This window comes from Oleiphilus messinensis (assembly GCF_002162375.1).
GTDB lineage: Bacteria > Pseudomonadota > Gammaproteobacteria > Pseudomonadales > Oleiphilaceae > Oleiphilus > Oleiphilus messinensis.
On record NZ_CP021425.1, the window covers coordinates 2,496,254 to 2,517,093 of the forward strand.

Sequence of the window (20,840 nt, forward strand, 5' to 3'; positions counted from 1 at the left end):
ATGTTGTTTTCGGTTTGGGTTAAGCGTACATTGCTGGCCGTGGTGCTATTGATTCTTGTCGTATTATTCTTAGTTGCCTATGGTCATCAGAGAATCCATGCGGAATTAAGCGGGGTGACTACACCGGTTACCTTTGAAGTCAGGCGGGGCGACACGCTTGGTAATGTGGCAGATCGTTTGCAATCTGCTGCTGTGCTTTCAGAATCAGGTGTGGTGTCAGACATAACGTTATACCGGCTGTATTCTCGATTCGGGCCTGATCAAGGCTATCTGAAGGCTGGGGAGTATACGATTCCGGTAGGGGTGACAATCCCTGGACTGGATCAGTTGCTAAAATCCGGGAGTGTGAATGCTTATCAGGTTACCTTCATAGAGGGTTGGACATTTACCGATGTTTTGAAAGCCCTGGAAAATCAGCCAAAGCTCGATCATCAGTTACAAGGCCTTGATACCGATGCGATACTCAAGGTGCTTGACCTTGAAATAAGTCACCCGGAAGGGTGGTTTTTTCCGGATACTTATCAGTACGTAAAGGGCGATAGTGATATTCAGCTCTTGCGGGCTGCACATGCAAAAATGAAAGAAACTTTGATGGCAGCCTGGAATCAGCATTTAGCCTCCGGGCGAGAATTGCCGCTCAAGTCTCCATACGAAACATTAATCCTGGCATCGATTGTCGAGAAAGAGACTGGGGCAAAAGGTGAGCGTGAAATAATTGCGGGTGTGTTTATCCGCAGATTGCTGAAGCGGATGAGGTTGCAAACGGATCCAACGGTTATTTATGGTATGGGTAAGGACTATCAGGGTAATATATCCCGTGCAGATTTGAGGCGGGTGACACCTTACAATACCTATAAAATTAAAGGACTACCCCCAACACCCATCGCCATGCCTGGAAAAGCATCTATTCAGGCGGTACTTAATCCTGATGAATCCAACTATCTGTACTTTGTTGCTAAAGGTGATGGCAGTCATCAATTTTCAGAAACATTGAAGGCGCATACGCGTGCCGTTAGAGAATATCAAATAGAGCGGCGCAAGCAAAACTATCGCTCCGCTCCGCAGCAGTAGTCTGCAGTTTAGGGGATTTCCATAAAATATGAAGTATGAAATAACACCCGGCAAATTTATCACGTTCGAAGGTGGTGAGGGCGTCGGTAAATCCACTAATATCCGTTTTGTTCAGGCATGGCTTGAAGCCCGTGGAATTGAGTGTCGTGTCACCCGTGAGCCAGGGGGGACCCCTTTGGCTGAGGATATTAGGTCGATTTTGCTGGCGGCTCGTGATGAGTCTGTCGATCCAATGGCAGAATTGCTATTGGTTTTTGCTGCACGTGCTCAGCATGTCAATCAGTTGATCAAGCCTGCATTGGAGGAGGGAACCTGGGTGTTGTGTGATCGATTTACAGATGCAACCTATGCCTATCAGGGGGCTGGCAGAGGCCTGGATCTGGAACAAATAGAGCAATTGGAAAATCTGGTACAAGGCGGATTTCGTCCGGATTGTACGGTAATACTTGATGCGCCGGTAGAGATCGGTATGTCGAGAGCGAAGAATCGAGGACAGTTAGATCGGTTTGAGCAAGAGCAGCGTGAGTTTTTCGAAAAAATACGTGGGTTTTATCGTGGGTTGGCCAACGCGGGCGGGCAGAGTCGGTATGCTCTCGTGGATGCCAGTGTTGATCTGGAGAGCGTGCAGGAGCAATTGTCTGTAATATTGCAGCGCCTTGTTTAGTATTTTTAACAAGCGGTTGATTCAAATAAAAAAGCCCCCGAAAACGGGGGCTTGATCGGTCAAGCTTAAGCGGACTGATCAGCAGACTCTGCTGCCTTCTGGTACGCTTCCATCTTGTCGAAGTTCAGGTAACGATAGATTTCGCCAGACATGTTATTAAGGTCTTTAGCGAACTCCATGTACTCTTCTTTCGAAGGCAGTTTACCCAATATTGCACCGACAGAGGCCAGCTCTGCAGAAGTCAGGTAAACATTTGCGCCGTCACCTAAACGGTTCGGGAAATTACGGGTAGAGGTAGACAGAACTGTGCTTTGTGGTGCAACACGAGCCTGGTTACCCATGCACAGAGAGCAGCCTGGCATCTCTGTACGAACACCGCTTTTGCCGAAGGTGTTGTAGTAGCCTTCTTCCATCAGCTGTGCTGCATCCATTTTGGTTGGTGGTGCAACCCAGAAACGGGTTTTCAAAGCGTCTTTGTTTTGTTCAAGCAGTTTACCGGCGGCACGGAAGTGACCAATGTTGGTCATACAAGAACCCACGAAGACTTCATCGACTTTGTTGCCAGCAACTTCAGACAGCACTTTTGCGTCGTCTGGATCGTTCGGGCAGCATACGATTGGTTCGTTGATGTCAGCCAGGTCGATTTCGATTACTGCGGCGTAATCTGCGTCAGCGTCTGCTCGCATTTGACTTGGGTTGGCCAGCCATTCTTCCATTGCCTGGGCGCGACGCTCTAATGTGCGTGGGTCGCCATAACCTTCAGCAATCATCCAGCGTAGCATAACAATGTTGGAGCGCAGGTATTCTGAAACGGAATCGTCAGACAGGGTGATTGTACAGCCTGCTGCAGAGCGTTCTGCAGATGCGTCAGACAATTCAAATGCCTGTTCTACGGTCAGGTGGTCCAGACCTTCGATTTCGAGAACCCGTCCTGAGAAGATGTTCTTCTTGCCTTTCTTCTCAACCGTCAGCAAGCCTTGCTTGATGGCATACAGTGGAATGGCGTGAACCAGGTCACGCAGGGTGATGCCAGGTTGCATTTCACCTTTGAAGCGAACCAGTACCGATTCAGGCATATCCAGTGGCATTACACCGGTTGCTGCCGCGAAAGCCACCAAGCCTGATCCTGCAGGGAAAGAAATGCCCAGAGGGAAGCGAGTGTGAGAATCGCCACCGGTACCAACGGTATCTGGAAGCAACATGCGGTTCAGCCAGGAGTGAATTACGCCGTCACCAGGACGCAATGAAACACCACCACGGGTCATGATGAAATCAGGCAGGGAGTGTTGCATTTCAACGTCAACTGGCTTTGGATACGCTGCTGTGTGACAGAAGGATTGCATAACCAGATCTGCAGAGAAGCCCAGGCATGCCAAATCTTTCAGTTCATCACGGGTCATTGGACCGGTGGTGTCCTGCGATCCGACGGTAGTCATTTTCGGTTCGCAGTATTGGCCGGGGCGTACGCCATCTACGCCACATGCTTTACCGACCATTTTTTGTGCCAGGGTAAAGCCTTTGTCGCTTGCTTCCGGATCAACAGGGCGGCGGAAAATTTCGGATGGTTCCAGGCCTAAAGCAGTACGTGCTTTGTCGGTCAAGCCACGACCAATGATCAGGTTGATCCGGCCGCCAGCCTGAACTTCATCCAGGATTACATCAGATTTGAATCCGAACTCGGACAGCACATCACCGGACTCGGATAGAATTTTGCCGTCATATGGACGAATCTCGATGATATCACCCATGTTAAGCTCATCAACAGGCGCTTCAAATACCAGTGCGCCGGCATCTTCCATGGTGTTAAAGAAGATCGGTGCAACTTTGCCACCGATACAAATACCGCCACCACGTTTGTTTGGAACGCCAGGAATGTCATCGCCGAAGAACCACAGAACGGAGTTCGTGGCAGACTTACGTGATGAGCCGGTGCCAACAACGTCACCAACGAATGCAACTTGAATGCCTTTGGCCTTGATCTCGTCGATTTGCGCCATTGGGCCAGTTACGCCAGGCTCTTCAGGGTTCAGTCCTTCCCGAGCCATTTTGTAAGCTGCGCGTGCGTGCAGTGGGATATCCGGTCTGGACCACGCATCTGGAGCAGGGGACAGGTCATCAGTGTTGGTTTCACCGGTTACTTTGAAAACGGCTACTTTGATGCTTTCTGCAACTTTAGGGCGTTGAGTAAACCATTCTGCATCGGCCCAGGATTGCATTACTGCTTTCGCATGTTCATTGCCCGCTTTTGCTTTCTCTTCAACATCGTGAAATGCATCGAACATCAAAAGGGTTGTTTTCAATTGCTCGCCTGCCAGGCTGCCCAATGTTGCATCATCCAGCAAGCTGACCAGTGTTTCGATGTTGTAACCACCGTGCATCAGACCCAGCAACTCAACCGCTTTTTCTTTGCTGACCAGTGGTGAGTTCGCTTCGCCCTTGGCGATTGCAGACAGGAAACCCGCTTTTACGTAAGCGGCTTCGTCAACTCCTGGTGGCACGCGGTTAGCCAAAAGATCCAGCAGCGTCTCTTCTTCACCTGCTGGTGGTGCTTTCAGCAACTCGACCAACCCATTTACTTGTTCAGCGTTCAATGGCTTGGGAGGTACTCCCGAAGCCGCGCGTTCTTCTACGTGTTTGCGATAAGCATCTAGCACGATAAAACCCTCATCAATCAGTATAAGCTCCCCTTTTGAGGGAGATTTGGTAGCCATACCAAAATTTAAGCCGGCGTATTTTAGGGTAAATGACGCCAAAAGTTAAGGTCTGGCACAGGTTCTCGTTATTGTATACTGGATAACGATGACTGCAAGCGTTGTGATATCAGGGAAATTTGAGGGTGTTCAAACCTTTTCTGAAGTGGGCGTTGGCTTTTGATTGCGGTATACTGCGCCCCCTCAGCGCTGAGGTGTGTTCCGGGTTGGGGATGTTTTAGAGAAAACCGTCTTAAGAAGTGAGTGTTGTATTTATGGTCGATTTGACAGAAATAAAAGCGTTTCTGGCGTGTGAAACACCCGCTAAATGGGTGGAGAACGCGCTAGCTAATCAGCCTCTCATGCTTATTGATCACGCTCATTGTGAAAAAAAGGCAGCGTCTACGGCGCTTAATTTAATGTATCGCTACGTTGATAAGCCGGATTTGTTGAATAAAATGTCAAGACTCGCTCGTGAAGAATTGCGTCACTTTGAGCAGGTGCTGGCGATTATGCAAAAACGGGGGATAGCCTACGACCATTTGTCTCCAGCACGCTATGCTGGTGGTTTGCGAGCCCATTGTCGGACAAGTGATCCCGGGAAATTGATTGATACACTGATCGTTGGGGCCTTTATTGAGGCGCGCTCCTGCGAGCGGTTCGCCTGTGTTGCACCGTTCCTGGATCATGAGTTGCAGCAGTTTTACATGTCTTTGCTAAAGTCCGAGTCCAGGCATTTCAAAGACTACCTGAAGTTGGCTTCAAAGTATTCGGATGAACCCATAAACGAGCGCGTTGCATTTTTTGCGGAGGCGGAAGCCCGTCTTATTCTGGATTCTGATGATGAGTTTCGTTTCCACAGTGGCCCGGTCAAAACTGATGCCATACAACCTGAAGCGGTTTGATGAGATTGGATAAAATTGTAAGCCTGCAGCGATACGCAGCACTGTAAGGGTGCCAGATGATGTATCGCTGTCAGGGGTTGCGGTGAGCTTGAAAGTGTTTCGCCGATTTAAAGCTTTATCGGCTCATGCAGAAGCTGATACTCACCGTTTTCGAGCCAGCGCAAGTACCACAGACTGTTTTCCCAATCACCCAAAACGATACGTTTGGCAGGCTGGCTGAGAATTGTCAGGTCGTGGATCTTCGGCCGATGAGTGTGGCCTTGAATCAGGTATTGAGCCTGGTGATGGGTCATCACGCTTTCTACTTCTGCTTCAGTTACATCCATAATCTCGTTCGATTTGGACGAGTTCTGAGCTTGGCTGAGTTGGCGCATTTGTTTGGCTACGAGTTTCCGCTCGTCTAGTGATCGGGCCAGAAATGCGGCTTGGGATACCGGTGTCCGAACCGTTTTGCGGAAGTGCATATACCCTGTATCCCGTGTGCAAAGACTGTCACCATGCATTAATAGCACCGGGGTGCCGTAGAGCGAAATGACGGCTTCCTCGGGTAGCAGCTCCATTCCTGAGCGTGTTGCATAGTCTTGCTGTAGCAGGAAATCCCGGTTTCCATGTTGGAAGTAAATGGTGGTGCCGGAATTTTTGAGTGCCAGGAGTTGCTCGGCAATGGTGTTCTGGAGTGGGGTATGCTCATCATCGCCAATCCAGGCCTCAAAAAGGTCTCCCAAGATGTAGAGCCGATCCGCATTGTGACATTTGTGTTCAAGAAACGAGATAAACGCGTCCGTAATCTCCGGGCGCGTTTCCTCAAGATGTAGATCTGATATGAATACTGTGCAACTCATGCTGTTATTCAATAATCTCGGCAGTCTCGATAATAACGTCTTCAACGGGGACATCTTGATGGCCGGCGCGCATCGTGGTTGAAACTTCCTTGATTTTGTTTACAACGTCCAGGCCATCTACGACTTCGCCAAAAACTGCATAGCCCCAGCCTTCAACGGTTTCGGCTGTGAAATCAAGAAATCCGTTGTCCGCGACGTTAATGAAAAACTGTGCGCTGGCTGAGTGTGGATCCATTGTGCGCGCCATTGCGACCGTGCCAATTTTGTTGCTTAATCCATTTTTGGCCTCATTCTGGATCGGCTCCCGCGTTTTCTTGGGAGACATGCCAGGCTCAAACCCGCCGCCTTGAATCATGAAATTTTTAATAACCCGGTGAAATATCAAACCGTTGTAGTAGCCTTCTTTGACGTAGGTTTCGAAGTTTGCTGCTGTAACGGGCGCTTTTTCATGGTCAAGTTTAAGGGTGATTTCACCCATGTTGGTTTTGAGTTTAATCATTCAGATTGGTCCATTTTTGTGCCATTAATTCAGTGTACCGGTAAGTCGGGACAGGGTTTCATCCGGTATTGTATTAAAACCTCAAAAGAAATACATATTTTATCGTTCTTAAGTGAGGAATTTTTTTTCTCAGCATTTATAATGCGGTGTTTCATTCTTCGGGTTTACAGAAAAGGTTATGGCAGACAAAGAACTAAAAACCAGTGGTCATTTTATTAAGCAAATTATCGATAAGGATGTGGCGAACGGAAAACACGATGGCAATGTTTGTACCCGATTCCCGCCAGAGCCAAATGGCTTTCTTCATATCGGGCATGCAAAGTCAATTTGCCTCAATTTTGGTTTGGTGCAGGCTTATGAGGGTGGCGTTTGCAATCTTCGATTTGATGACACTAACCCGGAGAAAGAAGAGCAGGTCTATATCGATGCAATTCAGGATGATGTGAAATGGCTCGGCTACCAGTGGAATGGTCCGGTTCGTCATGCTTCAGCCTATTTTGATGAGTTATACAACTATGCGTTGGAGCTGATCAGGTCTGGCAAAGCTTATGTCTGTAGTTTGTCACCAGAGGAGGCCAGACAAAGTCGTGGCAGTCTCACTGAACCAGGAATCGATAGTCCATATCGTGATCGGTCGGTAGAAGAAAATCTGGACTTGCTCGAGCGGATGAAGAATGGGGAGTTCCCCGATGGCGCTCACGCCTTGAGAGCGAAAATCGATATGGCTTCCCCGAACCTTAACATGCGAGATCCGATACTGTATCGCATTCGTAATGTGGAGCATCATCAAACCGGGAATAAATGGTGCATTTATCCGATGTACGATTTTACCCATCCGATTTCTGATGCTTTGGAGGGGATTACCCATTCACTTTGTACTTTGGAGTTTGAAGATCATCGCCCATTGTACGACTGGGTGCTGGATAACATCACGATTTCGTGTCACCCGCAGCAGATTGAATTTGCCCGGTTAAACTTGAATTACACGGTCACCAGTAAGCGCAAGCTCAAAAAACTGGTTGATGATGGGGTTGTTGCCGGGTGGGATGATCCTCGAATGCCAACCATCGCTGGAATGCGCAGGCGTGGGTTTACCCCGGAATCAATCCGGAACTTCTGTGAGTCGGTTGGTATCACCCGTAGTGAGGGTGTCGTGGATGTTGCCATGCTTGAGCATGCGATCCGGGATGACCTGAATAATCGTGCGCCAAGAGCAATGTGTGTGCTTAATCCGATCAAGTTGACGCTGCGTAACTATCCCGAAGATAAAATTGAATCGCTGGAGGTGCCCGTGCATCCCCAGATCGAGGAAATGGGCAAGCGGGCCGTTTATTGGAGCAGGAATCTGTTGATTGATGCGGATGATTTTGCTATCGAAGCGCCCAAAAAATGGAAGCGTTTAGCGCCTGATTTTGCGGTCCGACTCCGGGGGGGCTATGTTGTCACCTGTAAGGAGTTTGTGACAAATGATGAAGGGGAAGTGATTGAAGTCATCGCAGAGTTTGATCCGGAGACCCTTGGTAAAAATCCTGAAGGTTACAAGGCGAAAGGGGTGATCCACTGGGTGTGTCAGGAGAAGAACACGCCGGTCGAGGTGCGATTGTATGATCGACTGTTCAATGTGCCCAGCCCCGATGGTAAAGGTGTGGAGGACTTCACTCAGAATATAAACCCTGAGTCGCTCACCGTTTTGTCGGGTGCAGTAGGTGAATATTCATTGTCGGATAAAAACTCGGATCTTCCCTACCAATTTGAGCGCGAAGGTTATTTTTATCGAGACGACAAGTCAGAATCGAACGGTAAGCTGGTTTTCAATCGAACCGTTACGCTTCGGGACTCCTGGTCAAAGATAGAAGGCAAGTAATATAGCGACTATATCCTCATCGATTGGTGGGGATTATCAAATATCCATTAACTTAGTGAGAGAGTGAGAGTGATCGAGTTATACAACAGTCTTAGCCAACAGAAAGAGATCTTTAAGCCAATGGTTGAAGGCAAGGTCAAAATGTATGTCTGTGGAATGACTGTTTACGACTACTGTCACATCGGTCACGCTCGGGTTATGGTGGTGTTTGATATGATATCCCGCTATCTTCGGGAACGGGGTTATGATGTTTCTTATGTGCGTAATATTACAGATGTGGACGACAAGATTTTTGCGCGAGCCGCAGAAAATGGAGAAAGTTTTACTGAGTTGACCGAGCGCTTTATCGGTGCAATGCATGAGGATGAGCGTGCATTGGGAGTGTTGCCGCCTACCTCGGAACCCCGGGCAACGGCTCATATGCAGCAGATCGTCGACATGATTTCGGTGTTAATGGAGAAGGGCGTAGCCTATCAGGCTGATAATGGCGATGTTTATTTCAATATTGCGCAGTTTCCGACTTATGGCAAGCTAAGTAAGCGAAAAGTGGAGGAATTGCTGGCCGGTGCCCGGGTTAGTGTTGAGGATTTGAAGCGAGATCCTTTGGACTTTGTATTATGGAAGTCGGCAAAGCCGGGTGAGGCGAGTTGGACATCGCCATGGGGTGAGGGGCGTCCAGGTTGGCATATCGAGTGTTCTGCGATGTCGACTCATTGTCTTGGTAATACCTTTGATATTCATGGAGGAGGCCCGGATCTTAAGTTTCCTCATCATGAAAACGAAATAGCACAGTCCGAAGCAGCAACTGGTGAGCACTTTGTGAATTACTGGATGCATGCGGGAGCGGTTCGGGTTAATAAGGAAAAAATGTCCAAATCTCTTGGGAATTTTTTCACAATTCGTGAAGTGTTGGCGCAATACCAGCCTGAAGTTGTGCGTTTTTTTCTGCTGGGCAGTCATTACCGCAGTCAGGTTGATTATTCTGAGGACAGTTTGCAGGAAGCAAAAGCTGCGCTTGACCGCTTTTATCATGGGTTGCGAGGTGTTGCCACGGAATCTGAGTATGATTCTGCTTACGTCAACCGTTTTTATGGGGCCATGGATGATGACTTCAATACGCCGGAAGCAATTGCTGTACTTCATGAGTTGGTTAAAGATCTGAATAATGCCAAGAAAGAGCAGGGTGAACATGCTGTTTGTTTGGCCGCAACACTCAAATTTTTAGGTGGGATTCTGGGGCTGTTTGAAACCGACCCTGAAGTCTATTTGCAGTCCGGGGCGGGATCCTCGGATATTTCAGCTGAAGAAATAGAGGCTTTCATCGCTAAGCGGGCTCAGGCGAGACTCGATAAAAATTGGGCTGAATCTGATCGAATCCGGGATGCGTTGAAAGAAAAAGGGATTACTTTAGATGATTCCCGCGACGGCACCACCTGGCGGCGCGGATAGGTCTGCGCACTGTAATATGAAATAAAAAAGAAGCCTTGTTGCTTCTTTTTTATTGTCTGGCGCTTTGAGTCTGGTTTTTTGTTTTATTTTGGCGTGATTGGCTGCACTGGGCTAATCATGCAGTTCTGCAGCTTGAAGTGTATTTTGCATCAGTGTTGCAACGGTCATTGGGCCTACTCCGCCTGGGACTGGGGTAATCCAGCTGGCTTTGTTTTTGGCCACTTCAAATTCGACATCACCTGTCAACTTTCCGTTCTCCAGGCGATTTATGCCTACATCGATGACTATCGCACCCGGCTTGATCCAGTCGCCTTTTACCAGTGCGGGAATGCCAACACCGACAACCAGAATGTCTGCCTGTGCTACTTTTGTGGCCAAGTCTTGGGTGAATTTGTGTGTAACTGTAACGGTTGCGCCTGCAAGTAATAGCTCAAGTGCCATCGGGCGTCCAACAATGTTTGAAGCGCCGACGATCACTGCGTCTTTGCCTTTAACTTCGAGTCCAGTGTGATGTAATAGCGTCATAACACCCTTTGGGGTGCAAGGGCGGAGCAGTGGCATACGTTGCGCCAGGCGGCCTACATTAAATGGGTGGAAACCATCCACATCCTTGTTTGGAGCAATTCTTTCCAAAATAGCATTGGCATCAAGGTGCGCAGGAAGTGGTAGCTGTACGAGAATGCCGTCGATGGTGTCATCCTGGTTCAGATCATCAATGATCGCTTCAAGTTCAGGCTGTGTAATGTCTTCTGCACGTTCAATATTTTTTGAAATAAAGCCGGTATCTTTACAGGCATTTATTTTGTTGCGGACATAAACAGAAGATGCAGGATCGTTGCCAATTAAAACGACTGCAAGGCCTGGGGCTCGTTGGCCCTTTTCGAGTCGAGCTTGCACTGCTTTGCCGATATCTTCACGTATGGATCGTGCAATGGCGTTACCATCAATGAGTTGTGCTGTCATAGTGTTATGTACGCGGTTCTCTGAGTTCTGAATGGGAAATATGAAAAGTGGCTATTTTCGCATTAATGTTAGCCAATAAAAAGCAAAATTCCCCGGCTGGAGCTAAAGCTGTGGTTGAAGCAAGGTATTCTGGTGTTCCGCAATTGTGGTTGCCTGTCGGTATGTATCTAATCATCCCGGTTGTATTTGTTAGTTTTGATAGTGTTTGACGGGGTAGAAATAGTGTTTGCCGGCATACTGATAATTGATGTATCGGGTGATCGGGTCGGATTTTTGCGATAAAAAGCAGTATTTGGTGAAAATAAAAGCGATTTGGTGCCAGTGTGGACGAAATTTTAATTAAGTTGTAAAAAAGCTGATATAACAGTTGACGAGAGTGAAAACGATCAGTATTATTCGCGCCATCTTTGCTGAGACGCACAAGTTGTCGGGGTATAGCGCAGTCTGGTAGCGCGCCTGCTTTGGGAGCAGGATGTCGGGAGTTCGAATCTCTCTACCCCGACCAATCTATTCGAGCAAGGGTGCGAGCGCCCGTAGCTCAGTTGGATAGAGCAACGGCCTTCTAAGCCGTGGGTCGTAGGTTCGAATCCTACCGGGCGCGCCATATTTAGCGCATTCTGGTTGGTTTCGATGCTTGTTGTAAGTCTTTATAGGCGGTTTTAAGTAAAGTGTTTTTGTGGTGGGCGTAGCTCAGTTGGTAGAGCCCAGGATTGTGACTCCTGTGGTCGAGGGTTCGATCCCCTTCGTCCACCCCAATTTTTCCTCTCGTGTTTGGCATACTCTCTGTTTCAGATCATTTGTATCGTCAGAGGTTGGGAGCAGTCAAATATGAACCTCAAGCGCACTCGGTAACGGAACGAGTGTTCGAGTTGGGGAGTTCAAAAAGGTATATGCGAAAGTGGCGGAACTGGTAGACGCGCTGGATTTAGGTTCCAGTGGGGCAACCCGTGAGAGTTCGAGTCTCTCCTTTCGTACCATGTCTTATGCTGCTCACAAATTTCTCAAATTTTTATCTCTTAAAGCTTGCGATCTTTTGAGTAGGCTCTTACCATTTTGTGCCCCGAGTTTTTGTAAGGTAAGTTAAAGAATATTTTTGAGGACATCCCATGCAAGTTTCAATCGAAGCGACCTCCAATATCGAACGTAAAATGACAATTGGAGTGCCTTCCAGCCAAGTCGAACAAGAAGTAGAAAAAAGGTTGCAACGAACGGCAAGAACTGTTCGTCTGAATGGTTTTAGGCCCGGTAAAGTTCCAATGAATGTAGTGCGTCGTCGCTTCGGTGATGATGTTCGCCAAGAAGTTTTGGGTGAGGTAATGCGCAATGCTTATGTAGAGGCATTGGAGCAAGAAAAAATTAATCCTGCTGGTTATCCCCAATTCGAAGCGAAACAACTGGAATCTGGTCAGGATTTAGAGTTTGTTGCGACGTTTGAAGTTTATCCTGAAATCGAGTTGGCCGATTTGAGTGCTATTGCTGTAGAAAAGCAGGTTGCTGAAATTGCTGATGCTGACGTTGATAACATGCTGGATGTGCTGCAGAATCAAAGTGCTACTTTCGAGGAAGTGTCTCGTAAATCCAAGGACGGTGATGTTCTGACTTTGGATTACAAGGGGATTATCGATGGTGAGGCATTCGAAGGCGGCACGGCTGAAGAATCCAAGATTACCCTGGGTAAAGGTCAGATGATTCCTGGCTTTGAAGATGGCCTGGTTGGTATGGGAGCAGGTGATGAAGGGGCGCTTGAGCTTTCGTTCCCGGATGATTACCACGCAGAAAACCTTGCTGGCAAAGCGGTCACTTTTGAAGTGAAAGTGCACAAAGTTGAAGAGCCTGTTCTGCCGGAACTGAATGCAGAATTCTTCGAAAAGTACGGTGTCAAAGATGTTGATGAGGCTGGATTCAAAGCTGAAATCAAGAAAAACATGGAGCGCGAACTCAAGCAAGCGACCCGTAACAAGGTTAAGCAGAGTGTTGTTGACCAATTAATCGCGACGAATGAGTTTGCCGTACCGGCCTCATTGATTGATTCTGAAGTGGATCGTATGCGCCAGGATGCATTCCGCCAATTCGGTGGTGGTATGGGGGGCAATATGAAAGCTTCAGATTTGCCGGCTGAGTTGTTCAAGGGGCAGGCGGAAAACCGAGTGAAAACAGGGTTGCTGTTCAATGAATTGATTGCCAAAAATGAGCTTAAGGTAGATGAATCACTGGTTGACGCTCGAATCGAAGAGATGGCTGCGACCTATGAAGATCCGAGTGAAGTCATTGCATGGTATAAGTCAAATCCTGATCAACGCTCGCAAATTGAGGGTGTGGTGTTGGAAGACATGGTTATTGACTTTGTGCTTGAAAACGCGCAAGTTACTGAGAACACAGTAAGTTATGAAGAAGCTGTCAAGCCACCATCTCAAGCGCCTCAGGCTGCAAAAGAGTCTGAATAAGCTCTGCAGATAGTCTACACTTGAAAACAGCCGGAACATTTTCCGGCTGTTTTGCGTTTAGCGTTGTAATTTGTAATCATGGTGGCTTGTACGAATTGCCATGGTGGCATTTTCATTGAGGAGAGATTTGTAATTATGGCCATTAAAAATCACATGGGTTCGGTAGGCGCCATCTCACAAGGAACCGACATTACCGCTTCTGGTCTTATACCGATGGTGATCGAGCAAACAGCTCGCGGAGAACGGTCATTCGATATCTATTCCCGTCTTTTGAAAGAGCGGGTGATTTTCATGGTAGGTCAAGTGGAAGACCACATGGCGAACCTGATTGTGGCTCAGTTATTGTTTCTGGAATCCGAAAATCCTGATAAAGATATTCATTTGTATATTAATTCCCCTGGTGGTTCAGTGACGGCGGGTTTGTCGATATACGATACCATGCAGTTTATAAAGCCTGATGTTTCGACAATGTGTATCGGGCAGGCTGCAAGTATGGGGGCATTATTGCTCGCCGGTGGGGCTGCTGGTAAACGTTATTGCTTGCCACACTCTCGTATGATGATTCATCAGCCTTTAGGTGGTTTCCAGGGTCAGGCAACAGATATTGAGATTCATACTAAAGAAATTTTGACTATTCGTGATAAGCTGAACAAAATACTGTCTAGCCACACGGGTCAGAGCATCGATACGATTGCTAAAGATACTGACCGTGATAATTTTATGAACGGTGAAACCGCCGTTGAATATGGATTGATTGATGCCGTACTTGATAAACGCGGCAATAATAATTAATACTTAGTGAGAGAATAAAAAAGATTGGCGTTGGGTTTTCTTCCCCGCCAGTCGTTTTTTAAGAGGTAAGCTAATGTCTGACGGAAAAAACGGTAAAGGCGAAGATAACGGAAAGTTGCTTTACTGTTCGTTTTGTGGAAAAAGCCAGCATGAAGTCAGAAAATTGATTGCAGGCCCCTCAGTGTTTATTTGCGATGAGTGTGTTGATTTATGTAACGACATCATTCGTGAAGAGATTCATGAGAACAGCACGGAAGAGAGTAGTGATAGACTGCCCACACCTCGGGAGATTAAAGAGACTCTCGACGAATATGTCATCGGGCAGGAAAGAGCGAAGATCGTATTGTCTGTCGCTGTTTATAATCACTATAAACGTTTGCGATATGATGACAAGAAAACAGAAATAGAGCTGGGTAAGAGTAATATCCTCCTCATTGGTCCTACGGGGAGTGGTAAAACACTGCTTGCAGAGACACTGGCTCGATTGCTGAACGTACCCTTTACAATTGCGGACGCAACTACACTCACGGAAGCCGGGTATGTGGGGGAGGATGTCGAAAACATCATTCAGAAGCTTTTGCAAAAGTGTGACTATGATGTCGAGAAAGCGCAGCGTGGCATTGTCTACATTGATGAGATAGACAAGATCTCTCGTAAGTCAGACAATCCTTCGATTACCCGGGACGTGTCTGGTGAAGGTGTGCAGCAGGCACTGTTGAAGTTAATTGAAGGTACAATTGCATCAGTGCCTCCTCAAGGTGGTCGCAAACATCCACAGCAAGAGTTTTTGCAGGTCGATACGGCAAATATATTGTTTATCTGTGGTGGTGCATTTGCCGGTTTGGATAAGGTTATTCGAGACCGCTCTGAGAAGAGTAGTATCGGTTTTGCCGCGACCGTGAAGAGCAAAGAAGATTCGAAAAGCGTTGGTGCTACCCTTAAAGAGGTGGAAACCGAGGATCTAGTAAAATACGGTCTGATTCCGGAATTCGTGGGGCGGCTGCCAGTTGTTGCGACCCTGGATGAATTGGATCAGGATGCCCTCATTCAAATTTTGACAGAGCCCAAAAACTCCCTCACCAAACAGTATCAAAAGCTTTTTGAAATGGAAGGTGTGGAGATTGATTTCCGCGAAGACGCATTGCGCGCAGTGGCAACCAAGGCTATGGAGCGTAAAACAGGTGCTCGAGGATTGCGGTCTATCTTGGAGGCCGTATTGCTTGAGACTATGTATCACATTCCTTCAGAAGATAACGTGTCAAAAGTTGTTATTGACCAGACAGTTATCAATGGAGAGTCTGATCCTATCAAGATATACGAAAGCACAGATCAGCCAAAAGCTGTACCTGAAGATTGATTGTCATGTGCTCATTTCATAGCTAGTCTTTAAAAAAGAACCTTCGGGTTCTTTTTTTGTTTTTACAGACCCTGGCACCTCCCTAATTTACGTTTCAGACTTGTAATTAAAAAAACTTGCCCCATTAATTACAACAGACCCATAATTAAGAAGCCTTCAAGCATATTGATGGTTTCCAAAAGAACTCTATTACACTGAATGGCTTTGCCCAAAAGGATAAAGCCCATCGAGGTAACCTATATGACGATTGAGAAAAATACGGAAGCTTTAACCGATCAAGAAATGCCGATGCTTCCATTGCGGGACGTCGTTGTCTTTCCGCATATGGTGATCCCGTTATTTGTGGGGAGATCGAAATCGATTAAAGCCCTGGATTTGGCGATGGAGTCATCAAAAGAAATCGTTTTGGTTGCTCAAAAAGATGCGGCAGAAGAAGATCCCGGAGTTAAAGACATCTACACCGTAGGCACTGTGGCGACTATTTTACAATTGCTGAAGCTACCAGATGGAACGGTGAAGGTTCTGGTTGAAGGTGGGAAGCGTGTTCAAATAGACGAGATCACCGACGGTGAGTATCTCCGGGCCGTCGTAAGCGAAATCCCAGAGAAACCGGTGTCCGAGTCAGATAATGATGCCTTGGTGCGTACGCTGTCCTCCGAGTTTGAGAAATATGGAAAAGTAAGTAAAAAGGTGCCGGTTGAAATTATCAAGTCGCTCAGCGGAATAGAAGATGTAGTCCGCCTAGTGGATACAATCGCGGCACACCTTGAACTGAAAATTTCAGACAAGCAGGAATTGCTTGAAGAATTTAGCGTTGCAGAAAGAGTCGATATGCTCTTGGGCCGAATTGAAGGCGAAATGGATCTTATCCAGGTCGAGCGCCGTATTCGTGGTCGCGTGAAAAAGCAAATGGAAAAAAGTCAGAGAGAGTATTATCTCAATGAGCAGATGAAAGCCATCCAGAAGGAAATGGGGGCTTTGGGTGATAATGCCAGCGAGTTTGAGGAGATAGAAAACAAGATTGTCTCCAGCGGTATGCCCGAAGAAGCTAAGACAAAAGCTGACAATGAGCTGAACAAGCTTAAGATGATGTCTCCCATGTCGGCTGAAGCGACGGTTGTTCGAGGTTACATTGAATGGCTGACCAACCTCCCATGGAAAAAACGCAGCAAAGTTCGTCATGATATTGATAAAGCTCGAGAAATTCTGGAAGAGGATCATTTCGGGCTGGAAGAGGTTAAAGAGCGAATACTTGAGTTTCTTGCGGTACAAAGCCGAGTTAAAAAACTAAAAGGCCCGGTCTTGTGTCTCGTGGGGCCACCTGGTGTTGGTAAAACGTCTCTGGGGCAGTCTATTGCCCGGGCGACTAACCGTAAGTACACACGAATGGCCTTAGGGGGTGTTCGGGATGAAGCTGAAATCAGAGGGCATCGACGCACCTATATTGGTTCCATGCCGGGGAAGCTGATTCAAAAAATGTCAAAGGTTGGTGTTAAGAATCCGCTCTTCCTGTTAGATGAAATTGACAAAATGGGCATGGATCACCGTGGAGATCCTGCATCCGCGCTACTTGAAGTGCTGGATCCCGAGCAAAACCACACATTTAGCGACCATTATCTGGAAGTGGATTACGATCTTTCGGACGTCATGTTTGTGTGTACATCAAACTCGATGAATATTCCACCTGCGCTGCAAGATCGCATGGAGATTATCCGTATTCCCGGTTATACCGAAGATGAAAAGGTTAAAATTTCTGAACGGTACCTGATCCCCAAACAGTTTCAGCAGAATGGGTTGAAAAAATCTGAATTGGTGATTTCCGAAGCCGCGATTCGGGATTTGATCCGTTTTTACACCAAAGAGGCTGGAGTTCGCGGGTTGGAGCGAGAAATCGCTAAAGTTTGCCGCAAAGTGGTGAAACAAAATCTTCTAGCCAAGAAAAACGGAAAAATTGAAATTGGTCCGGATGTTCTGGAGGATTACTCCGGAGTGCGCAAGTTCAATTATGGTGTCGCGGAACAGGAGGATCGCGTTGGTCAGGTAACAGGGTTGGCCTGGACCCAGGTGGGAGGCGAGTTATTGACCATTGAATGTGCTGCAGTGAATGGTAAAGGCAAAGTAATCAAAACCGGGTCCCTGGGTGATGTTATGCAGGAGTCTATCCAGGCGGCGATGACCGTTGTTAGAAGTCGCAGCGCAATGTTAGGGCTCGAAGATGACTTCCATGAGAAAAGTGATATTCACATTCATGTGCCGGAAGGGGCAACGCCCAAAGATGGCCCAAGTGCTGGTATTGCCATGTGCACTGCGTTAGTCTCATCGTTTACGGGAGTTCCGGTTCGAAAGGATGTTGCAATGACGGGTGAGATTACCCTAAGAGGGCAAGTTCTGGCGATAGGTGGACTCAAAGAGAAGCTGCTTGCCGCGCATCGGGGCGGGATTAAAACAGTATTGATTCCGGATGACAATCAAAAAGATTTGAAAGAAATTCCGGAAAATATAAAGGAATCCCTAGAGATCGTTCCTGTTAAATGGATTGATGAGGTATTGGATCTCGCTCTGGTTTATATGCCTAAAGGTGGCAAAGATGCAGAAGGTGCACAAAAAAAACACAGTTCAAGCAAGTCTGAGGACACAAATGACGTTAATGACAGAATAAACACACATTAATGCACTTCATGTCTTGACACATCTTTTGCTGTGTTGGTATAACGGTACCCGTCTTCAAGCCCCGAATTTAAAGGGTTTGAGAGGATAATAAGTTCCGGTTTAGTCTGGACGATTAATAAATCGGAACTAAAATAAAAGCTCTTTTGTACAAAATTTCTGTGATCAATGTCGTTGGGAGTTTTGTAAGTGAATCTAAAAATCTAAGGGGTTTAGTGTGAATAAATCTGAGTTAATTGATGCGATCGCAGCATCAGCAGATATTTCCAAAGCTGCTGCAGGACGTGCTCTCGATTCCATGGTGTCTTCTATTACAGATGCGCTGAAAGAAGGTGATCAGGTTACGTTAATCGGTTTTGGAACTTTTGCTGTTAAGAAACGCGCTGCTCGTACCGGTCGAAACCCACAAACTGGTGCAGAAATCAAGATCGCTGAAGCGAACGTACCGAGCTTTAAAGCAGGTAAAGCGTTGAAAGACGCGGTTAATTGATAAATTTATAAAGCGATCCTCACTTGTTTTAACTTTTTCGATATCTGTTCCGGGGCAGTACTAGACAAAGTTAATGCTGGAGAAGAAAGCTATAAGTCGGAATCTCGGCTGGGGCGCATTGTCAAAAATGCGCCTTTTTCATTTCAGTCAGTTTTTAAATTAAACATTGTTTCTCATGACTCTACAGTAATACTGAGAACGTTTAGGCGGAACTAAAATGCTTCAAGATATAAGGGATAATGCCCAAGGTACCATTGCAAAAGTCATTGTGGGGTTGATCGTAATTACTTTTGCGCTATTTGGGGTCGAGTCGATAGTCGGTGGTCTGGGTGGCGAGCCCGAAGTGGCGACAGTCAATGGTGAGGAAATTACCGAAGTTGAGTTTAACCGTGCTGTAGAGTTGGATCGCAGACAGATACTCAGTCGAATGGGAGAGAACGCAGACCCGAACTTGATTGATGAGCAAGGACTTAAAAAACGCGTTTTAGAGCGTCTGATTGAGGAAGCGGTTCTGCTGCAGTATGCAGATGAGCGAAATATGGATATTTCCGATGTGCAGATTAAAGCTGAAATTCAGAAAATGCCGGACTTTCAGGTAGACGGTAAATTTTCAAATGAACGATTTTTGAGTGCAATCCGGTCCCTTGGGATGACCACGAACGACTTCGTTTTATGGTTGAAAAAGCGCTTTCTATTGGCACAACAGAATAGTTCCATAGTTCAGAGTTCTTTTTATACTCAATCAGAATTGCAACAGATTCTGAATATAGACCGACAGTCCCGGGATGTTGCGTTGGTTCTGATAAAAGCGGATGAGGCCGGTGATTTAGTTGAGGTTACTGACTCAGAAATAAACGCATTTTACGAAGAAAATAAAGAACGTTACAAAACCCCTGAGCAACTGTCCATTGATTACGTTTTATTAGATCGTAATGCTTTACTTGATGAGATCCAAATATCGGATGAAGAATTACAGACTCGATTTCAGGAAAGTCGTGACTCCATGGTGAAATCAGAAGAACGTAAATCCTCTCATATATTGATCGAGGTGTCCGATAATCGTGATGAGTCGGAAGCGGAGAAAGTTGCACAGGATGTCAAGAGTCAGCTGGATGATGGGGCTTCGTTCGAGTCGCTTGTTGAGCAATATTCTGATGATTTAGGATCCAAGTCGGATGCTGGAAATCTTGGTTTTGCCAAGCGGGGAGACCTGGTACCTGAGTATGAGGATGTTTTGTTTTCCATGTCCAGCCCGGGCATGATCTCCAGTCCGGTTAAATCAGAGTACGGATACCACATTATCAGGTTGGATGAAGTTGGAGAGGCCTCCTTGCCTGAGTTTGAGGAGGTTGCGGAGCAACTTACTTTAAGTTTGAAACTGGAAAAAATCGATAAAGTTTACGCGGAGAAAAGCGAGAAGTTAGCTGACATCAGTTACGCTGCAGCAAACCTGGATGAACCCTCCAAAGAGTTGGCTATACCGGTTCAAAAGGCGACGCTGACCCGTTCCAATAATGAAGTTCCCGAGTTTGATCACCCTAAATTGATTAATTCTGCATTCTCTAAAGAGGTTCTGGAGGAAGGTTACAATAGTAAGTTGATCGAATTAAGCAAGGATAAGGCGGTGGTGATTCACGTAAATCAGCATCAACCCGAATCCTATCAAAGCCTTGAAGAGATTCGCCCCGAAATCGAGGCGGATTTAAAGGTTGCCAAGCGTGCAAAATACGTTCTGGAAAAAGGGCGAACCCTGGTTAAAGCCTTATCTGAAGGTCAGTCTTTACAAGCGGTTGAAGGGTATACAGAGTTGAGTTGGGATGTTAAGTCTGACGTTCAGCGCAATAGTGTAGCCTTGCCTCCTGTCGTTGTTGAAAAGCTCTTCGCACTGAAGCAACCCGCTGAAGGATCTTCAACATTTGGCGGGATTCAGTTGAAAAATGGTGACTTTTATGCAATTCGTATCGATGCGATTAATTCTACAGCAGCAGATGTGTCCGAAACTGATAAGTCGCAATTGGCGAGATTGTTGGGACAGCAACTGGGGAATCAGGATTTCGAGTTGTTGAAGGAGATAATGGTAAACACCGCAGAGATTGAAAAAATATAGGTTATATATCCGGTTATTATCTTCGCACGGATTACC

Annotated in this window: 16 protein-coding genes and 4 tRNA genes; 16 read left to right on the forward strand and 4 right to left on the reverse strand. The window is 46.7% G+C overall.

The annotated features are described in order from the left end of the window. Together mltG and tmk are read left to right on the forward strand one after the other, a co-directional pair. Nucleotides 1-1,071, forward strand: a complete 1,071-nt coding sequence (gene mltG / locus OLMES_RS10955; RefSeq protein ID WP_087461301.1) for an endolytic transglycosylase MltG — start codon at nucleotides 1-3, stop codon at nucleotides 1,069-1,071. Between the two features lie 28 nt (nucleotides 1,072-1,099). Next, complete coding sequence (gene tmk, locus OLMES_RS10960) at nucleotides 1,100-1,735, forward strand: dTMP kinase (RefSeq protein ID WP_198343301.1); 636 nt, start codon at nucleotides 1,100-1,102, stop codon at nucleotides 1,733-1,735. A gap of 65 nt (nucleotides 1,736-1,800) precedes the next feature. Here tmk and acnB read toward each other — a convergent pair whose 3' ends face one another. Beyond that, complete coding sequence (gene acnB / locus OLMES_RS10965) at nucleotides 1,801-4,389, reverse strand: bifunctional aconitate hydratase 2/2-methylisocitrate dehydratase (protein ID WP_087464441.1); 2,589 nt, start codon at nucleotides 4,387-4,389, stop codon at nucleotides 1,801-1,803. 311 nt (nucleotides 4,390-4,700) lie between these two features. On the opposite strand from acnB, the gene miaE reads away from it, so the two are divergent. After that, complete coding sequence (gene miaE, locus OLMES_RS10970; protein WP_087461302.1) at nucleotides 4,701-5,330, forward strand: tRNA-(ms[2]io[6]A)-hydroxylase; 630 nt, start codon at nucleotides 4,701-4,703, stop codon at nucleotides 5,328-5,330. A 107-nt stretch (nucleotides 5,331-5,437) separates the two neighbouring features. Here the strand turns inward: miaE and OLMES_RS10975 are convergent, their stop codons facing one another. After that, nucleotides 5,438-6,172 (reverse strand): UDP-2,3-diacylglucosamine diphosphatase, encoded by a 735-nt coding sequence (locus tag OLMES_RS10975; protein WP_087461303.1) that lies wholly within the window; start codon nucleotides 6,170-6,172, stop codon nucleotides 5,438-5,440. A gap of 4 nt (nucleotides 6,173-6,176) precedes the next feature. Continuing rightward, nucleotides 6,177-6,671 carry a peptidylprolyl isomerase gene (locus tag OLMES_RS10980; protein ID WP_087461304.1) on the reverse strand — a complete coding sequence of 165 codons (495 nt, stop codon included), beginning with the start codon at nucleotides 6,669-6,671 and terminating at the stop codon, nucleotides 6,177-6,179. 178 nt (nucleotides 6,672-6,849) lie between these two features. Here OLMES_RS10980 and OLMES_RS10985 point away from each other — a divergent pair, with 178 nt between their 5' ends. Next, nucleotides 6,850-8,535, forward strand: coding sequence for a glutamine--tRNA ligase/YqeY domain fusion protein (locus tag OLMES_RS10985; protein WP_087461305.1), 1,686 nt, complete (start codon nucleotides 6,850-6,852; stop codon nucleotides 8,533-8,535). 72 nt (nucleotides 8,536-8,607) lie between these two features. Beyond that, the gene (gene cysS, locus OLMES_RS10990; protein ID WP_198343368.1) at nucleotides 8,608-9,984 is read left to right on the forward strand and encodes a cysteine--tRNA ligase; all 1,377 of its coding nucleotides are present in this window, start codon (nucleotides 8,608-8,610) and stop codon (nucleotides 9,982-9,984) included. A 111-nt stretch (nucleotides 9,985-10,095) separates the two neighbouring features. Here the strand turns inward: cysS and folD are convergent, their stop codons facing one another. Next, entirely contained in the window at nucleotides 10,096-10,947 is an 852-nt protein-coding gene (gene folD, locus OLMES_RS10995) for a bifunctional methylenetetrahydrofolate dehydrogenase/methenyltetrahydrofolate cyclohydrolase FolD (RefSeq protein ID WP_087461307.1), read from the reverse strand. Between the two features lie 47 nt (nucleotides 10,948-10,994). On the opposite strand from folD, the gene OLMES_RS27960 reads away from it, so the two are divergent. The 11 genes from OLMES_RS27960 to OLMES_RS11045 all read left to right on the forward strand — a co-directional run bounded on the left by OLMES_RS27960 (nucleotide 10,995) and on the right by OLMES_RS11045 (nucleotide 20,804). Then, nucleotides 10,995-11,156, forward strand: coding sequence for a hypothetical protein (locus OLMES_RS27960; RefSeq protein WP_157678264.1), 162 nt, complete (start codon nucleotides 10,995-10,997; stop codon nucleotides 11,154-11,156). 219 nt (nucleotides 11,157-11,375) lie between these two features. Further along, nucleotides 11,376-11,452 (forward strand) — tRNA-Pro (locus OLMES_RS11000). A gap of 22 nt (nucleotides 11,453-11,474) precedes the next feature. After that, a tRNA-Arg gene (locus OLMES_RS11005) sits at nucleotides 11,475-11,551 on the forward strand. A 75-nt stretch (nucleotides 11,552-11,626) separates the two neighbouring features. After that, a tRNA-His gene (locus OLMES_RS11010) sits at nucleotides 11,627-11,702 on the forward strand. A 137-nt stretch (nucleotides 11,703-11,839) separates the two neighbouring features. Continuing rightward, nucleotides 11,840-11,924 (forward strand) — tRNA-Leu (locus tag OLMES_RS11015). A 129-nt stretch (nucleotides 11,925-12,053) separates the two neighbouring features. Then, entirely contained in the window at nucleotides 12,054-13,391 is a 1,338-nt protein-coding gene (tig, locus tag OLMES_RS11020) for a trigger factor (protein WP_087461308.1), read from the forward strand. Between the two features lie 135 nt (nucleotides 13,392-13,526). Next, entirely contained in the window at nucleotides 13,527-14,183 is a 657-nt protein-coding gene (clpP, locus tag OLMES_RS11025; protein WP_408635145.1) for an ATP-dependent Clp endopeptidase proteolytic subunit ClpP, read from the forward strand. A gap of 73 nt (nucleotides 14,184-14,256) precedes the next feature. After that, a complete protein-coding gene (clpX, locus tag OLMES_RS11030; RefSeq protein WP_087461309.1) occupies nucleotides 14,257-15,540 on the forward strand; it encodes an ATP-dependent Clp protease ATP-binding subunit ClpX in 1,284 nt (427 codons plus the stop codon). Nucleotides 15,541-15,780: 240 nt separating this feature from the next. After that, nucleotides 15,781-18,210 carry an endopeptidase La gene (gene lon / locus OLMES_RS11035; RefSeq protein ID WP_087461310.1) on the forward strand — a complete coding sequence of 810 codons (2,430 nt, stop codon included), beginning with the start codon at nucleotides 15,781-15,783 and terminating at the stop codon, nucleotides 18,208-18,210. Nucleotides 18,211-18,424: 214 nt separating this feature from the next. Then, the gene (locus OLMES_RS11040; RefSeq protein WP_087461311.1) at nucleotides 18,425-18,697 is read left to right on the forward strand and encodes an HU family DNA-binding protein; all 273 of its coding nucleotides are present in this window, start codon (nucleotides 18,425-18,427) and stop codon (nucleotides 18,695-18,697) included. Between the two features lie 217 nt (nucleotides 18,698-18,914). After that, entirely contained in the window at nucleotides 18,915-20,804 is a 1,890-nt protein-coding gene (locus tag OLMES_RS11045; RefSeq protein WP_087461312.1) for a SurA N-terminal domain-containing protein, read from the forward strand. Nucleotides 20,805-20,840 lie beyond the last annotated feature (36 nt).

Bases quoted from the DNA above. Each gene is read 5' to 3' on its own strand.
- mltG (WP_087461301.1), top strand. From the start codon at position 1: ATGTTGTTTTCGGTTTGGGTTAAGCGTACATTGCTGGCCGTGGTGCTA.
- tmk (WP_198343301.1), top strand. From the start codon at position 1,100: ATGAAGTATGAAATAACACCCGGCAAATTTATCACGTTCGAAGGTGGT.
- miaE (WP_087461302.1), top strand. From the start codon at position 4,701: ATGGTCGATTTGACAGAAATAAAAGCGTTTCTGGCGTGTGAAACACCC.
- OLMES_RS10975 (WP_087461303.1), bottom strand. From the start codon at position 6,172: ATGAGTTGCACAGTATTCATATCAGATCTACATCTTGAGGAAACGCGC.
- OLMES_RS10980 (WP_087461304.1), bottom strand. From the start codon at position 6,671: ATGATTAAACTCAAAACCAACATGGGTGAAATCACCCTTAAACTTGAC.
- OLMES_RS10985 (WP_087461305.1), top strand. From the start codon at position 6,850: ATGGCAGACAAAGAACTAAAAACCAGTGGTCATTTTATTAAGCAAATT.
- folD (WP_087461307.1), bottom strand. From the start codon at position 10,947: ATGACAGCACAACTCATTGATGGTAACGCCATTGCACGATCCATACGT.
- tig (WP_087461308.1), top strand. From the start codon at position 12,054: ATGCAAGTTTCAATCGAAGCGACCTCCAATATCGAACGTAAAATGACA.
- clpP (WP_408635145.1), top strand. From the start codon at position 13,527: ATGGCCATTAAAAATCACATGGGTTCGGTAGGCGCCATCTCACAAGGA.
- clpX (WP_087461309.1), top strand. From the start codon at position 14,257: ATGTCTGACGGAAAAAACGGTAAAGGCGAAGATAACGGAAAGTTGCTT.
- lon (WP_087461310.1), top strand. From the start codon at position 15,781: ATGACGATTGAGAAAAATACGGAAGCTTTAACCGATCAAGAAATGCCG.
- OLMES_RS11045 (WP_087461312.1), top strand. From the start codon at position 18,915: ATGCTTCAAGATATAAGGGATAATGCCCAAGGTACCATTGCAAAAGTC.